Annotated in this window: 17 protein-coding genes; 12 read left to right on the top strand and 5 right to left on the bottom strand. The window is 68.4% G+C overall.

Features of this window, described 5'->3' with window-relative positions:
- Window positions 1–128: 128 nt before the first annotated feature.
- Together E1286_RS39460 and E1286_RS39455 are read right to left on the bottom strand one after the other, a co-directional pair.
- Window positions 129–1208: an inositol-3-phosphate synthase gene (locus E1286_RS39460; protein ID WP_132621176.1), complete on the bottom strand. Its 1080-nt coding sequence runs from the start codon at window positions 1206–1208 to the stop codon at window positions 129–131.
- Between the two features lie 13 nt (window positions 1209–1221).
- Window positions 1222–1812: a PadR family transcriptional regulator gene (locus E1286_RS39455; protein ID WP_132621174.1), complete on the bottom strand. Its 591-nt coding sequence runs from the start codon at window positions 1810–1812 to the stop codon at window positions 1222–1224.
- 134 nt (window positions 1813–1946) lie between these two features.
- Between E1286_RS39455 and E1286_RS39450 the strand changes: the two genes are divergently transcribed.
- From E1286_RS39450 to E1286_RS39435, 4 genes are all read left to right on the top strand, one after another.
- The gene (locus E1286_RS39450) at window positions 1947–2333 is read left to right on the top strand and encodes a DUF5318 family protein (protein ID WP_132621172.1); all 387 of its coding nucleotides are present in this window, start codon (window positions 1947–1949) and stop codon (window positions 2331–2333) included.
- Window positions 2334–2478: 145 nt separating this feature from the next.
- On the top strand, window positions 2479–5049 hold the full coding sequence (locus tag E1286_RS39445; protein WP_165970118.1) for a transglycosylase domain-containing protein: 2571 nt from the start codon (window positions 2479–2481) through the stop codon (window positions 5047–5049).
- Between the two features lie 2 nt (window positions 5050–5051).
- Complete coding sequence (locus tag E1286_RS39440) at window positions 5052–6368, top strand: glycosyltransferase family 87 protein (RefSeq protein WP_246075552.1); 1317 nt, start codon at window positions 5052–5054, stop codon at window positions 6366–6368.
- Window positions 6365–7429, top strand: a complete 1065-nt coding sequence (locus E1286_RS39435) for a mannosyltransferase family protein (protein ID WP_132621166.1) — start codon at window positions 6365–6367, stop codon at window positions 7427–7429. Before E1286_RS39440 ends, E1286_RS39435 begins: the two co-directional genes overlap by 4 nt.
- Before the next feature lie 63 nt (window positions 7430–7492).
- Here E1286_RS39435 and E1286_RS39430 read toward each other — a convergent pair whose 3' ends face one another.
- Window positions 7493–8236 (bottom strand): deoxyribonuclease IV, encoded by a 744-nt coding sequence (locus E1286_RS39430; protein WP_187368287.1) that lies wholly within the window; start codon window positions 8234–8236, stop codon window positions 7493–7495.
- Between the two features lie 74 nt (window positions 8237–8310).
- On the opposite strand from E1286_RS39430, the gene E1286_RS48465 reads away from it, so the two are divergent.
- Complete coding sequence (locus E1286_RS48465; protein ID WP_165970117.1) at window positions 8311–8487, top strand: hypothetical protein; 177 nt, start codon at window positions 8311–8313, stop codon at window positions 8485–8487.
- 58 nt (window positions 8488–8545) lie between these two features.
- Here the strand turns inward: E1286_RS48465 and E1286_RS39425 are convergent, their stop codons facing one another.
- On the bottom strand, window positions 8546–8860 hold the full coding sequence (locus E1286_RS39425) for a hypothetical protein (RefSeq protein WP_132621164.1): 315 nt from the start codon (window positions 8858–8860) through the stop codon (window positions 8546–8548).
- A 197-nt stretch (window positions 8861–9057) separates the two neighbouring features.
- Here E1286_RS39425 and rpsF point away from each other — a divergent pair, with 197 nt between their 5' ends.
- The 7 genes from rpsF to E1286_RS39390 all read left to right on the top strand — a co-directional run bounded on the left by rpsF (window position 9058) and on the right by E1286_RS39390 (window position 13409).
- A complete protein-coding gene (gene rpsF / locus E1286_RS39420; RefSeq protein ID WP_106242878.1) occupies window positions 9058–9348 on the top strand; it encodes a 30S ribosomal protein S6 in 291 nt (96 codons plus the stop codon).
- 78 nt (window positions 9349–9426) lie between these two features.
- Window positions 9427–9984 (top strand): single-stranded DNA-binding protein, encoded by a 558-nt coding sequence (locus E1286_RS39415; RefSeq protein ID WP_132621162.1) that lies wholly within the window; start codon window positions 9427–9429, stop codon window positions 9982–9984.
- 63 nt (window positions 9985–10047) lie between these two features.
- Window positions 10048–10284 (top strand): 30S ribosomal protein S18, encoded by a 237-nt coding sequence (gene rpsR, locus E1286_RS39410; protein ID WP_020543048.1) that lies wholly within the window; start codon window positions 10048–10050, stop codon window positions 10282–10284.
- A gap of 14 nt (window positions 10285–10298) precedes the next feature.
- The gene (gene rplI, locus E1286_RS39405) at window positions 10299–10745 is read left to right on the top strand and encodes a 50S ribosomal protein L9 (protein WP_132621160.1); all 447 of its coding nucleotides are present in this window, start codon (window positions 10299–10301) and stop codon (window positions 10743–10745) included.
- A gap of 210 nt (window positions 10746–10955) precedes the next feature.
- The gene (locus E1286_RS39400; protein WP_132621158.1) at window positions 10956–11822 is read left to right on the top strand and encodes an ABC transporter substrate-binding protein; all 867 of its coding nucleotides are present in this window, start codon (window positions 10956–10958) and stop codon (window positions 11820–11822) included.
- A 7-nt stretch (window positions 11823–11829) separates the two neighbouring features.
- A complete protein-coding gene (locus tag E1286_RS39395; protein WP_132621156.1) occupies window positions 11830–12669 on the top strand; it encodes an amino acid ABC transporter permease in 840 nt (279 codons plus the stop codon).
- Entirely contained in the window at window positions 12666–13409 is a 744-nt protein-coding gene (locus E1286_RS39390; RefSeq protein ID WP_132621154.1) for an amino acid ABC transporter ATP-binding protein, read from the top strand. The genes E1286_RS39395 and E1286_RS39390 overlap by 4 nt, the downstream gene beginning before the upstream one ends.
- On the opposite strand, the gene E1286_RS39385 is transcribed toward E1286_RS39390, so the two are convergent.
- Window positions 13406–14884, bottom strand: a complete 1479-nt coding sequence (locus E1286_RS39385; protein ID WP_246075551.1) for an APC family permease — start codon at window positions 14882–14884, stop codon at window positions 13406–13408. The two genes, E1286_RS39390 and E1286_RS39385, sit on opposite strands and share 4 nt — an antisense overlap.
- Between the last annotated feature and the right edge of the window lie 401 nt (window positions 14885–15285).

The following is a 15285-nucleotide window of genomic DNA, read 5'->3' as shown; positions in this document are numbered from 1 at the left end:
GCGGCCCCGACGACCGCCATCCCGCCCGCGGCCCGCCCGTAACCGCCGTAACCCGTAACCGGCCGTAGTCACCGTAGAAGGAAAGGCGCCGCGTCCCTGCGGGGACACGGCGCCTCACAAGAGCGGGGTCAGCGGTCGACCTCGCCACGGATGAACTTCTCGACGTAGTCACGGGCATCGTCGTCGGAGTACTGCTGCGGCGGCGACTTCATGAAGTAGGAGGACGCCGACAGGATCGGACCGCCGATGCCCCGGTCGAGCGCGATCTTCGCGGCGCGCACCGCGTCGATGATGATGCCGGCCGAGTTGGGGGAGTCCCAGACCTCGAGCTTGTATTCCAGGCTGAGCGGTGTGTCACCGAAGGAACGCCCCTCCAGGCGCACGTACGCGAACTTGCGGTCGTCGAGCCACGGCACGTGGTCGGACGGGCCGATGTGGACGTCGGCCTTGGCCATCTCGTGGGGGATCTGCGAGGTGACCGACTGCGTCTTGGAGATCTTCTTCGACTGGAGGCGGGTGCGCTCCAGCATGTTCATGAAGTCCATGTTGCCGCCGAAGTTGAGCTGGTACGTACGCAGCAGCTCGACGCCGCGGTCCTCGAACAACTTGGCCATCACGCGGTGCGTGATCGTGGCGCCGACCTGCGACTTGATGTCGTCGCCGACGATCGGCACGCCCGCCTCGGTGAACTTCTCCGCCCACTCGGGGTCGGAGGCGATGAACACCGGCAGCGCGTTGACGAACGCGACCTTCGCGTCGATGGCGCACTGCGCGTAGAAGCGGTCGGCCTCCTCGGACCCCACCGGCAGGTACGACACCAGGACGTCCACCTGGTTGTCCCGCAGCACCTTGACCACGTCGACGGGAGCCTCGTCGGACTCCTCGATGATCTCGCGGTAGTACTCGCCGAGGCCGTCGAAGGTGTGGCCCCGCTGGACCGTCACCCCGAGGGGCGGCACATCGGTGATCTTGATGGTGTTGTTCTCGCTGGCGACGATCGCCTCGGACAGGTCGCGGCCGACCTTCTTGGCGTCCACGTCGAAGGCCGCGACGAACTCGACGTCGCCGACGTGGTAGTCGCCGAACTTCACGTGCATCAGGCCCGGGACCCGTATGTCCGGGTCGGCGTCCTTGTAATAGTGAACGCCCTGGACCAGCGAGGACGCGCAGTTGCCGACACCGACAATGGCCACGCGAACCGAACCCATCGCACTCGCTCCCTTACTCATCAGTTGACGTGGTATCTCTTTCGGGCCTCTCCTCTGAAGAGGCCCGACGTTCCGTTGCGATCAGCTCGTTCAGCCAGCGCACCTCGCGCTCCACCGACTCGAGCCCGTGACGTTGCAGCTCGAGCGTGTAGCTGTCGAGCCGCTCCGCGGTGCGTGCGAGCGCGGTGCGCACCGCGTCGAGCCGCTCCTCCAGCCGGCTGCGGCGGCCTTCGAGGATGCGCAGGCGCACCTCGGCCTCGGTGTGCCGGAAGAAGGCGAAGTGCACACCGAAGCTCTCGTCCTCCCACGCGGCAGGACCGGCCTGGGTCAGCAGCTCCTGCAGTCGTTCCTTGCCTTCGGCGGTCAGCTTGTAGACGATCTTCGACCTGCCGCCGACGATCGCGGTCGGAGCGGGCTGCTCCTCCGCGATGAGGCCTCGGGCCAGAAGTGATCGCAGACAGGGGTACAGCGATCCGTAGGAGAACGCACGGAACATCCCCAGCAGGGCGTTGAGCCGTTTGCGCAGCTCGTAGCCGTGCAGCGGGGTTTCGTGCAGCGACCCGAGCACGGCCAGCTCCAAGACCCTGCCCTGTCCGCCGGCCATCGGAACCGCCCCCCTCTCGCGTCGATGTATCGAGCCGATACATCCCGAGGATACGTCCGCCCGCTATATGGCCGCAATCGGCAAATCGGGCAAGTCGTTGGGATGAACCGGAGAAACGCCGTAGTCTGGCGCACATGTGGTCACAGCGAAGGGTGGTGGATTACGGCCTCGCCGAAAGGGCGGTGGTCCACTGTCTGCGTGCCGGCCGCACGTTACGCGGCGAAGTCTGTGACGCACAGCCGTACCTCCTTCGCGCGGCCCGCCACTTCGGCGAGCCGACCGAACGCCTCTGCCCGGTGTGCGAGAAGGAGAACGTCACCAACGTGACCTATGTTCATGGCGATTCCCTGGGGCGGCATGCCGGTCGGGCAAAGGTCACGTCAGAACTCGCTGTCATGGCTCATGATTACGATGAGTTCCGGGTGTACGTTGTCGAGGTCTGCCAAGGTTGTTCCTGGAACCACCTGACGGTGTCGTACGTCCTCGGGAACGGACCGCCTGACCTCGTCGGCCAAGCGTGATATCCGAGGGCGGCGAGGAGCCTCACGCCCAACCGCCGTTTTTGTTCCGACGACGTTGCGAGGACGTGTGAGTAACAGCATGAATGAGGGGACAGCGCACCAACCCCGTCCGGGGAGACGCCGTCGTTCCAGCTCATCCCGTTCTGTGCCCCCAAGTTCTCCGCCTCAAACCGGCGAATCCGGCTGGGGCGAGGCCCCGCCGCAGCGCAGGCCGGAGGCCGCCTACGAGCAGACCGGCGCCATGGCCGCGCAGCCGTACGAGGAGCCGCCGCGCCGGCCGGCACAGCCCGCACCCCGCCGCGACGTCACCCAGGAGGGGCCGCGCACGCGCGCCCGCCAGGAGGCGCGCGCGATGAGCGACCAGGAGACCATCGTCAGCGACGGCCCGCGCCGCTCGCGCCGGCGCGGTGAAGGCGGGCCGCCCCAGCCCCCCGGCCCTCCGGTCAAGAAGGGCGGCGGCGGTCGCGGCGGCTGGCGCAGGTTCGTGCCCAGCTGGAAGATCGTCGTGGCGGGCGTCGTCATCCTCGCCGCCGGCCTCTTCGGCATGGTCATGGTCGCGTACGCCAACACCCCGGTGCCGGACGCCAAGCAGGCCGAGGCGCTGGCGCAGCAGAGCACCATCTACTACCGCGACGGCAAGACCGTCATCGCGCATCTGGGCTTCAAGCGCGAGATCGTGCCGATCTCCAAGATGGCGCAGAGCGTGCGTGACGGCGCGGTGGCCATCGAGAACCAGTCGTTCTACGAAGACTCCGGCATCTCGATCCCCGCCATGTTCCGCTCGGTGTGGATGACCGCCACCGGGCAGCAGGTCCAGGGCGCCTCGACCATCACCCAGCAGATGGCCCGTGGCTACTACGACGGCCTCAGCCAGGAAGTCTCCATCCAGCGAAAGGTCAAGGAGATCTTCGTCGCGGTCAAGCTCGACGAGAGCATGACCAAGGACCAGATCATGGAGACCTACCTCAACACCATCAACTTCGGCCGCGCGTACGGCGTCGAGGCCGCCGCCAAGGCGTACTTCGGCAAGAAGGTCACCGCCGCGAAGCTCACCCCCGAGCAGGGCGCCTACCTCGCCGCGCGCATCCAGCAGCCCGCCTGGGACGCCGACGAGCCCGCCCTGCAGGCGCGCTTCAAGATCGTCATCAACAACATGGCCGAGCAGTGGCCCGACCGCTACGGCGACCTGCCCCAGACGGCCAAGTTCCCCAAGACGGTGAAGAGCGGCGACGCCAACGAGCTGGGCGGCCTGCGGGGCTACATGGTCAAGGAGGTGCTGAACGAGCTGGAGCAGCGCGGCCTGGACGAGGACGAGGTCAAGAGCGGCGGCTACGACATCATCTCCACCTTCGACAAGAAGCTGATGCAGGCCGCGAAGACCGCGGTGACCAGCACCACGAAGGGCATGTCCAACGAGTTCCACGCGGGCCTGGCCGCCGTCGACCCGAAGAACGGGCGCGTGCTCGCCTTCTACGGCGGCGACGACTACCTCAGCGACCCGTGGAACGAGCCGTTCCAGTCGCAGAAGCAGGCCGCGTCGGCGTTCAAGCCGTACGTGCTGGCGGCCTGGCTGCAGGCCGGCTACTCGCTCAAGAGCTTCGTGCCGGGCAACGAGACCGTGCCGAAGGAGCTGCCCGGCCAGCAGGAGGGCGGCATCACCAACAGCCACAACGTCGGCGCCGCCGTCGACGTGGTCAAGGCCACCGCGCAGTCGGTCAACACCGCGTTCGTCTCGATGGCGTACGCGCTGCCGAACCAACTCGACGACGTCAAGAACCTCGTCGAGGCGGCCGGCTTCAACCAGAAGCGCATGGAAGACGACATCGCCGAGCACCACTACCAGTTCGCCATCGGCAGCGCGCTGGTGACGCCGGTCGAGCAGGCCGCCGGCTACGCGATGTTCGCCAACGGCGGCAAGTACACGCGCTACCACGTCGTGCGCGAGGTCCGGCAGAACAGCCAGGTGGCCTACCCCGAGGTGGCCAACGCCAAGCAGGTCATCGACGCGGGCGTGGCCGCCGACGCCACGACCGCCATGGCGGAGGTGCTCACCACCGGCACCGCCGCGGGCAAGGGCCTCGGCAGCCGGCCGGCCGCCGGCAAGACCGGCACCAACAACGACGAGAAGGAAGCCTGGTTCGTCGGCTACACGCCGCAGATCTCCACCGCCGTCGGCTTCTACCGCGAGCAGTGCGTGACCAAGTCGGGCAAGGTCGTCCCGCCCGAGCACTCCAACTGCCCGGTCTTCCGCAAGGGCAGCAAGAAGTACGGCTGGGACAATCCGTACACCTCGCCGAAGGAGACCTCGCTCGGGTTCGAGGGTGCCGGTCCGCCCACGATCGTCTGGCAGAAGTTCATGCAGCTCGCCCACGAGGGCCTGCCGGTCGAGCAGTTCCCCGAGCCGGCCGAGGTGGGCCTGCCGGAGAACATCGTGCCGAGCCCGACGCCCAAGCCGACGAAGTCCCCCGAGGACGACCCGTTCGGCGAGGGCGACCCGTTCGGCGAGGACAATCCCTTCGGCGACGGCACCGACGAGGAGTGCTTCGTCAACTGTGACGACGACGTGACGACCGAGGACGACTCGACCGTCGACGACGGCCAGGTCGAGGAGTTCTCTGACAGCCCTGACGAGGTCGGGCTGGCGGGCGGCGGCTCAGCGCCCAAGGCGCGGCCGAGCGGGCAGGAACCGATGTCCACCAGGCCCGAGGACCAGTGACGGTGACCGAGGCACGCGCCCCCTGGGGGGCGCGTGCCGTGCCGTACCTGCCCCTGGGGCTGATCGCGGCCCTGGGGGCGACCCTCGCGTACGTCGTGCGGCTGCCGTGCCGCACGGGCGGCTGGAACGACCAGGTCGCGACGTACACGAACTTCTGTTACACCGACATCTACCCGCTCTACTTCGACCGGGCGCTGGCCACCCAGAACCCCTACTTCGCCGACGTGCCGTTCGACAAGCAGGTCGAATACCCCGTCGTGCTCGGCGAGGTCATGCAGGTGATCAGCTGGATCGCCCGGTGGCTGGAGCCCGACGCGGTCGCGCAGGCCGTCCGCTTCTACGACCTGACGGTGATCCTGCTCGGCGTCTGCCTGGTGGCCGGTGTGCTGCTCATGGCCGCCGTGGCCGGGCCTTCGCGCCGGTGGGACCCGCTCTGGTACGCCATCTCGCCCGCCGTCGTGCTGGCCGCGTACATCAACTGGGACCTGGTCGCGGGCGCGCTGTCCATGGGCATGCTGCTGGCCTGGAAGCAGCGCCGGCTGGTGCCGGCAGGGGTGCTGCTCGGCCTCGCGATCGCCACCAAGTTCTACCCGCTGATGTTCGTGGGCGCGTTGTTCCTGCTCACGTTGCGCACCGCGCGGTGGCGGCCGTTCCTGGTGACGATCGGCTCGGCGCTGGCCACGTGGCTCGTGGTCAATCTGCCGTTCATGATCTTCGCCTGGGACGGCTGGCGCCGCTTCTACGTCTTCTCCCAGGAACGCGGGGTCGACTGGGGCTCGCCGTGGTTGTTCTTCCAGACCAAGGGCTGGCCGGTCGTCGGCGAGGCCGACGTGAGCACGCTCGGCATGGTGTCGCTGGCGGTGCTCTGCCTGGGCATCGCCGTGCTCACGCTGACCGCGCCGCGCCGGCCGCGGCTGGCGCAGATCTGCTTCCTGGCCCTGGCCGCGTTCATGGTGACGAACAAGGTGTGGTCGCCGCAGTTCGTGCTCTGGCTGGTGCCGTTCGCGGTGCTGGCCCGGCCCAACTGGAAGCCGCTGGCGTTGTGGCAGCTCGCGGAGGTCTGGTACTTCGTCGCCATCTGGCTCTACCTGCTCGCCCAGCCGCCGCTCAGCCGTGACGACCTCGGCATCAGCGACGACACGTACTTCACCGCCGTGTGGGGGCGGGTCATCACGATCGGGATCATGATGGCGTTCGTGGTGCGCGACATCCTGCGCCCGGACAAGGACGTCGTACGACGGACAGGCGTCGACGACCAGACAGGGGGCGTGTTCGACGACGCCCCCGACCGGTTCACGCTGACGTCCGCCCTGAGATGATCACTCGCTCGACCCGGCTCGACGCGCTGCTGCTCTGGTTCGGCTCGCGCGCGGGGCTGCTCGTCGTGACGTTGCTCGGCGTGACGCTGGCCGACTATCTCGACAGGTGGCGCAAGTGGGACGCCACCCTGTTCATCACCATCGCCCAGTACGGCTACGACGGCGAGCCCGGCAAGCCTGTGGACGACGGGCTTCCCGCGTTCTTCCCCGGCCTGCCGATGGCGCTGCGGATCGTGCACCTCCTCGTACCGGACTGGGCGGCGGCCGGGCTGATCGTCTCGCTCGTGTCCGGGGCGGTCGCCATGGTGGCGCTGGCCCGGCTGGCGGAGGTCGAGGGCGCCTCCGGCTGGATGGCGGTGGCGGCGCTGCTGCTCTTCCCGATGGCGGTGTTCCTGGCCGCCGGCTACAGCGAGTCGCTCTTCCTGGCCTTCGCGATCCCGGCGTGGCTGGCCGCCCGACAGGGACGCTGGCCGGTCGCGGTGCTGCTGGCGGCGGGGGCGTCGTGCGTGCGGATCACCGGGTTGTTCCTGGCGGCGGCGCTGGTCGTGGAGTTCGCCGCGCGGGCGGAGTCGCCGCGGCGGGCGGGCTGGCTCGCGGTGCCGTTCGTGCCGCTGGTGGCGTACTCGATCTACCAGTACCGCAGGACCGGCGACTGGCTGGCGTGGAAGCACGCTCAGGAGGCCGGGTGGGGGCGCGACTTCGCCTGGCCGTGGGAGGCGTGGCGGACGACGTGGCACTCCGCCATGGGCTCCGACGACTTCGCCGTGGCGTTCCGGATGGAGCTCGCCGGAGCCGTGGCGGTCGCCGCCGCGCTGGTCTGGCTGCTCGTGCTGCGCCGGTGGAGCGAGGCCGTCTACTGCGGAACGCAGGCGGCGGCGCTGATGACCTCGGCGTACTACCTGTCGATCCCGCGCTCGCTGCTGCTGTGGTTTCCGCTGTGGGTGGTCTTCGCCCGCCTCGCCACGCGCAGGGCGTGGGTGTTCGTGCTCTACGCGGCGGTCTGCGGGCCGCTCATGCTGCTGAACGCCGGACGGTTCCTGAGTGGCGCCTGGGCAGGCTGATTTCTATACCCGATTTCGTTTCTCGGTAATCCAAGGAAGTTATCCACAGCCTGTGTGTAAACGCTAGAGGTTCTTCCTCAGGAAGGCGATGTCGTCGGCCTGGCCCTCGGCCGGCGTCTCCACCACGATCGGGGCACCGGCCGCCCGGCAGACCGCGAGGATCAGCTCGGAGTCGATGTTCCCCTTGCCCAGGTTGGCGTGACGGTCGGCGCCGGAGTCGAACGCGTCGCGCGAGTCGTTGCAGTGGACGAGGTCGATGCGGCCGGTGATGGCCTTGACCCGGTCGACCAGGTCGACCAGCTCCTCGCCGCCGGCGTGGGCATGGCAGGTGTCGAGGCAGAAGCCGACGTCGAAGCCGTCGAGCGCGTCCCAGAGCCGGGCGATGCGCTCGAGTTTGCGGGCCATCGCGTTGCCGCCACCCGCGGTGTTCTCGATCAGCACGGGAACGGGGCACTCCATGCGCTCGAACACCTTGCGCCAGTTGTCGAACCCGACCTGCGGGTCGTCGTTCTTGTTGACGTGGCCGCCGTGCACGACCAGGCCCTTCGCACCCAGCCCCGCCGCCGCCTTCAGGTGCTGCTCCAGCAGCTTGCGGCTGGGGATCCTGATGCGGTTGTTGGTGGTCGCCACGTTGATCAGGTAGGGGGCGTGGATGTAGATGTCGACGCCCTCGACCGGCTTGGCGGGCAGCACGGGCTTGTCGTAACCCTGCGGGTCGCCGAGGAAGAACTGCGCCACCTCGGCGCCGACCGTCGCGGCGTGGGCGGCGGGGTCGTCCTGGTCGACATGAGCTCCGATGCGCAGCATGTCATCGAGCTTATCCGTTTCGCAGGCACTGCTCAGGGCAGTCGCCAACCGCCCCCTATGCGAGGAGAAACGACATGTCACGCTGGCGCTTACGCGCGCTGATCTTATTGGTCTACGTGGTGATCGGGATCTACGTGGCCTGGGTGTACGACTACATCACTCCGGGCCTGCTGCGGGACCTCGCCGAGGCGCTGCTCGCCGTGTTCCTGTGGTTCCTGGTCCTGCTCGGCATCGACCTGCACATCGGGTGAGCCGCATACCGCAACGGCCCCGGCGGCCGGGGCCGTTCGCTGCGTCGGGCGGCGTCCTTCAGTGTGGGAGGAAGCCGCCGTGGACGATGCCGAGCGCGGCTCCCACGAACGACCCCACGAGCCCGACCACGTTGAGCGCGCGCTGCGGTGTCGTCGCCGAGATGTACTGCGAGTAGAGCCCCATGCCGAAGCCGAGCGTGCCGAACCACGACGAGATCACGTGAGCCGCGGGCCAGAACGCCGCCACGAAGGCCACGACGCCGCAGACGATGGTCGCCACGGCGAAGCCGTTCTCGACCGGGTGCGCACGCCCGTCGGCATTGAGCGTGAGCCTGAACCGCCCCCTTTCGGAGGGCTGGAGAACATGTGGCACTGCCACCACCCCCTTGGTCTTCTCCTGGGCATGCCCAGGTACTGGCGGCTGGTAACCTGGGCACCGCTGCGTTGTGACGGTCGATTGATCCGTCACCCCGGGGTGCCGAAAGGGGCCACCCGGGCTCAGACGTCAGCGTCCTCCTGTCACGGCAGAGTGTCGTGACCGCAAGAGTCCAGAGGAGGTTGGAGTCCCGCATGCGTCGTTACGAAGTAATGGTCATTCTGGACCCTTCGCTCGATGAGCGCACCGTCGCGCCGTCCCTCGACCAGTTCCTCACCGTGGTCCGCAACGACGGCGGCACCGTGGAGAAGGTCGACGTCTGGGGCCGTCGCCGTCTCGCCTACGACATCGACAAGAAGTCCGAGGGCATCTACGCCGTCATCGACCTGTCGGCTCAGCCGGCGACGGTCAAGGAGCTCGACCGGCAGATGAACCTCAACGAGGGCATTCTGCGCACCAAGGTCCTCCGTCCGGACGTGCACTAACCTCCGGCTTTTGTCGGAGGAGCCCCGTACTCTGAGCCGTAACCCAAGCGAAGGCGTGCAGGAAGGCGAGCGCAAGCCATGGCAGCAGGCGACACCGTAATCACCATCGTCGGCAACCTGGTCGACGACCCGGAGCTGCGCTTCACCCCGACGGGGCAAGCGGTGGCTCGGTTCCGCATCGCGTCCACTCCGCGGTTCATGGATCGCCAGACCAACGAGTGGAAAGACGGCGAGAGTCTCTTCCTGACCTGCAACGTCTGGCGGCAGGCGGCGGAGAACGCCGCCGAGAGCCTCCAGCGCGGCATGAGGGTCATCGTGCAGGGGCGGCTCAAGCAGCGGTCTTACGAGACCAAGGAAGGCGAGAAGCGCACGGTCTACGAGGTCGAGGTCGACGAGGTCGGCCCGTCCCTGCGTAACGCGACCGCCAAGGTCAACCGCACCTCCCGTCAGGGTGGCGGCGGTGGCGGCTTCGGCGGCCCGGCCGACGACCCGTGGGCGTCCGCGACCCCGGCCTCGCCCCAGGGCGGCGGCTTCCAGGGTGGTGGCGGCGGCTTCGGCGGCGGCGGCGGCCAGCAGCAGGCAGGCGGCTTCGCCGGCGGCGGCGGTGGCGACTTCAGCGACGAACCGCCTTTCTAAATCCAGTCCACAAGCCCGAGTCCATTCCCGCTCTGACGGCGGGGCTCTGAAAGGAGCACCACGATGGCAAAGCCGGCACTGCGCAAGCCCAAGAAGAAGGTTTGCCTGTTCTGCCACGACAAGATCTCCTACGTCGACTACAAGGACACGGCCCTGCTGCGGAAGTTCATCTCCGACCGCGGCAAGATCCGTGCTCGCCGGGTGACGGGCAACTGCACCCAGCACCAGCGCGACGTGGCGACCGCGATCAAGAACGCCCGTGAGGTGGCCCTGCTGCCCTACACGAGCACCGCGCGCTAAGGAGGCCTTGCGACATGAAGCTCATCCTCACCAACGAGGTCTCCGGCCTCGGCACCCCCGGCGACATCGTCGAGGTCAAGGACGGCTACGGCCGCAACTACCTCATCCCGCGCGGCTACGCCATGCGCTGGACGCGGGGCGCCGAGAAGCAGATCGAGACCATCCGTAAGGCGCGTGACGCCCGCGAGATCCGCGACCTCGGCACCGCCAAAGAGGTCGCCGGCCAGCTCGGCGCGCTGCGCGTCCGCCTGACCACCCGCGCGGGTGAGTCCGGTCGGCTGTTCGGCTCGATCACCACGGGCGACATCGCCGAGGCCGTCAAGGCCGCCGGCGGTCCGCAGCTCGACCGCCGCCGCATCGAGATCGTCAACCCGATCAAGAGCGTCGGCTCTCACCGGATCACCGTCAAGCTCCACCCCGAGGTGTCCGCCTCCGTGGACGTCGAGGTCGTCGCCGACTGATCTCTGTGAATCAGGCCCCTCTCCCTTGGGAGCGGGGCCTTTTTCCTGTGTTACGCCTTTCCCGATCGCAAAAGCGCCAGCCCCGGGCGGTGGCTGCGCCGTCGCTCCTGGATGCCCAGGACAGCGCGGGTACCGCGGACATAGAGCCGCAATGAGGGCGGCGTAGAATGCCGTTCGTTCTTTCGCGCGTTTCCCCCTGGAGGCAAGGCCATGGCCCGTCCCTCGATGCTGCTCGCGACCGGAGCCCTGGCCGTGGCGGTCGTGGGCTGCGCACCGGTCGACGACCCGGCCACCACCGCCGCGGCGGCCCCCACGTCGTCCACCGCGTGCACGAAAGACCAGCTCCAGCTGGTCAACGCGGGCAAGCTGACCATCGGCACCGACAAGCCCGCCTTCGAGCCGTGGTTCAAGGAGGACGACCCGAGCAACGGCCAGGGGTTCGAGAGCGCGGTCGCGTTCGCCGTGGCGGGTGAGCTCGGCTTCGACCGCACCGAGGTGCAGTGGAACACCGTGAAGTTCGACGCCGCGTTCGCGCCGGGGGACAAGCAGTTCGACTTCGACATCAACCAGGTGTCGATCACCCCTGACCGCGCGAAGGCGGTCGACTTCAGCAAGGGCTATTACACGGTCAAGCAGGCCATCGTGGCGGTCGAGGGCAGCGAGTTCGCCGGGGCGACGACGCTGGCCGCGCTGAAGGACGCCAAGATCGGCGTCCAGGTCGGCACGACCTCGCTCGACGCCGTCAAGAACGTCATCCAGCCCGCCGACGAGCCCAACGTCTACAACGAGCAGATCGACGCGGTCAACGCGCTGAAGAACGAGCAGGTGGACGCGCTGGTCGTCGACCTGCCGACGGCGTTCTACGTCACCGCCGCGCAGGTCGAAAACTCCAAGATCGTCGGCCAGTTCAGCTCGACGGGTGGCACGCCTGAGGAGTTCGGGCTCGTCATGGAGAAGGGCAGCCCGCTCAAGACCTGCGTCGACAAGGCCGTGGACGCGCTGAAGTCGAAGGGCGAGCTGGCCAAGATCGAGCAGGAATGGCTCGGCTCGGCCGCGGGCGCGCCCGAGCTGCAGTGACCCGCACATGAGCGAGTGGGTCAAGTCGGAGCGGCAGGCCGAGCGCGAGCGCGTCCGCGCGGCGCGCGCCCGGCGCTCGGCCTCGATCGCGACGATCTCGACGGTGGTCTTCATCGTCCTGGTCGTCTGGGTGATCACGCAGTCGCCGGGCTGGCCGCGGGTGAAGGAGACCTTCTTCGACGGCGAGCAGCTCGTCGAGGCGCTGCCCGACGTGCTGAACGGGTTCCTGCTCAACATCAAGATCTTCCTGATCGCCGAGCCGCTGATCCTCGTCGTCGGCCTGCTGGTGGCGCTGGCCAGAGGCATCACGACTCCGGCGTTCTTCCCGATCAGGGCCCTCGCCACGCTCTACACCGACGTCTTCCGCGGCGTGCCGACGATCCTGGTGATCTACCTGATCGGGTTCGGGCTGCCAGCGCTGCGGCTGCAGGGCATTCCGTCCGACCTGGCGACGCTGGGCATCATCGCCCTGACGCTCTCCTACGGCGCGTACGTGGCGGAGGTGTTCCGTTCCGGCATCGAGTCGATCCACCCGAGCCAGGTCGCGGCGGCGCGCTCGCTCGGCCTGAGCCACGTCAAGACGATGCGGTTCGTGGTGCTGCCGCAGGCCACCCGCAGGGTCGTGCCGCCGCTGCTGAACGACTTCGTCTCGCTGCAGAAGGACACCGCGCTGGTGGCCACCATCGGGCCACTGGAGGCGCTGCGGCAGGCGCAGATCCACGCGGCCAGCACGTTCAACTACACGCCCTACCTCGTCGCGGCGCTGCTGTTCATCCTGCTCACCATCCCCATGGCCCGCTTCACCGACCATCTGGCCGCCCGTACGCGCAGGAGGCGTGGCGCATGAGCGTGCTGACCATGGAAGGCGTGTGGAAGAACTTCCACGGCCACAGCGTGCTGCGCGGCATCGACCTGGCGGTCGAGCCGCACGAGGTGGTGAGCCTGATCGGGGCCTCCGGCTCGGGCAAGTCCACGCTGCTGCGCTGCGTCAACCTGCTGGAGACGGTCGACGACGGGGCCATCTACCTCGACGGCGACGAGATCACCGACCCCCGGGTGGACGTCGACGGGGTGCGCAAGCGGCTCGGCATCGTGTTCCAGGCGTTCAACCTGTTCCCGCACATGACCGTACTCGACAACATCACGCTGGCGCCGCGCCAGGTGCACGGGGTGCCGAAGGCGCGGGCCGAGGAGGAGGCGCACGGGCTGCTGGCCAGGTTCGGGCTGGCGCAGAAGGCGAAGGCGTACCCCGACCAGCTCTCCGGCGGGCAGCAGCAGCGGGTGGCCATCATCAGGGCGCTGGCCACGCAGCCCCGGCTCATGCTGCTCGACGAGGTCACCTCGGCGCTCGACCCCGAGCTGGTGCTGGAGGTGCTGGGGATCATCAGGGAGCTCAAGGAGTCCGGCATGACGATGATCCTCACGACCCACGAGATGGGGTTCTGCCGCGACATCTCCGACACGGTGTGCTTCCTCGACGGCGGCGTGCTGCTCGAGAAGGGACCGCCCGAGCAGATCTTCTCCGAGCCCGAGCACGCCAGGACCCGCGAGTTCCTGCGCAGCGTGCTGGAGTCGGGGCGGTTCTAGCGCCGGTGCCGGCCGCCGGCGGCGGGCTGCCGCTCGGGGGCGTGCGGGCGGGCGAGGATGCTGTTGCGGCGGCCGTACACGAGGTAGACGCCCAGGCCGAAGGCCATCCACAGGGTGAACCACGCCCACGTCAGCACGCGCAGGTTGACCATGAGCCAGAGCGTGGCGACCAGCGACAACGCGGGCAGCAGCGGCGAGAACGGCACCCGGAAGCCCCGCTCCAGGTGCGGCATGCGCCGCCGCATCACGATCACCCCGGCGGCCACGAACGCGAACGCGAACAGTGTCCCGATCACCACCAGCTCCTGCATGGTGAGCACCGGCACGAACTCCGCCAGCACGATCGCCACCAGCCCGATCACCAGCGTCACCCGCGTGGGCGTGTGGTAGCGGCGGCTCACCGACGCCAGCCCGCGCGGGATGAGCCCGTCGCGCGCCATCGAGAACAGCACCCGCGTCTGCCCGACGATCAGCACCAGGATCACCGTGGACAGCCCCAGCACCGCGCCCGCGTCGATGACGTGCACCATCCACCCGACGCCGACCGCACGGAAGGCGCTGGCCAGCGGCGCCTCCACGGAGATCCGTGTGTACGAGACCATGCCGATCATGACCAGCGCCACCGCGATGTAGATGACCGTGGCGATGATCAGGCTGCGGATCATGCCCTTCGGCACGGCCCTCGGCGCGTTCGCGGTCTCCTCGGCGGAGGTGGCCACGATGTCGAACCCGATGTACGCGAACGCGATGGCCGAGGCCGCCGCGAAGATGCCGAACCAGCCGAACGCCTGGCCCTGCCCGACGAAGACCTCCAGCACGGTCGCCGGCGCGGTGTCCATCACCTTCGGCGGCACGTAGAACTCGCCGAAGTTCGCCACGTCGATGTGCGGCAGGCCGACCACGATGACCGCGCCGATGGCCAGCAGCTTGGCCGACACCATGATCCACAGTGCCCGCAGCCCGACCCGCGCGCCGAGCGCCACGACGCCGGTGAGCAGCACCAGGATCACGAAGACGAGCGCGTCCTGGACGAGCTCCTTCTGCGCCACTTCGACGCCGAAGTTCTCGATCGCGCCGACCGCGATGGCGCCCCAGGCCCTGGCCACGACGGCGGCGGCGAACTGCAGCTCCAGGATCAGCGCCCAGCCGATGATCCACGCCCAGACCTCGCCGAAGATGACGTACGTGAAGGTGTAGGCGCTGCCGGAGGTCGGCATGGTGGACGACAGCTCGGCGTAGCACAGGCACGCCAGCAGGCACGCGATGCCGGCGATCATGAAGGAGAGGATGACACCCGGCCCGGCGGTGGTGGCCGCCTGCTGACCGGCGATACTGAAGATGCCCGCGCCGATCATCACGCCGAGCCCGAGTATGATCAGGTCGGCCGGACGGTAGACCTCGGCCAGGCTGTGCCGGGCGCCGGTACGCAGCCCGGTCGCCTCGGTAGGCGGCAGTCGTCGCAGAATTGTGGACACGGAACACCCCGCTCAGGGAACTCGTTCACAATCTCCCACCACTGTTACAACAGCAAGCACAAGACGATTACATTGGGTCGCGTTCAGCGGCCCAATGCAGGCAGCGGCAAAGCCGCGCCTACATGGTGCGCGTTCAGCCGACCACTGCAGGCAGTGGCAACGCCGCGCCTACATGGGCCCACCCTGCGTACGGCGGCCCGCCGCAGTCAGGGTTTGTCGCCCCATAGTGGTCCAGTGGGTCTGCGCGTTCTATGCCCCGGTCACCAGCCACGCCGTTCCGGCGGCCCGGCGTGCCAGCGTGATGAGGCGTGCCAGCATCCACACGCCGAGCGCGCACCAAAGGGCCACCACCCCGAACCCCGACGCCGCCAGCGCCGCCGGCAGGTACGCCAGCGTCGTCC

It is taken from the genome of Nonomuraea terrae, assembly GCF_004348995.1.
GTDB lineage: Bacteria > Actinomycetota > Actinomycetes > Streptosporangiales > Streptosporangiaceae > Nonomuraea > Nonomuraea terrae.
Note: the sequence above shows the minus strand (reverse complement) of the source record. Positions and strands in the feature narration are given on the sequence as shown.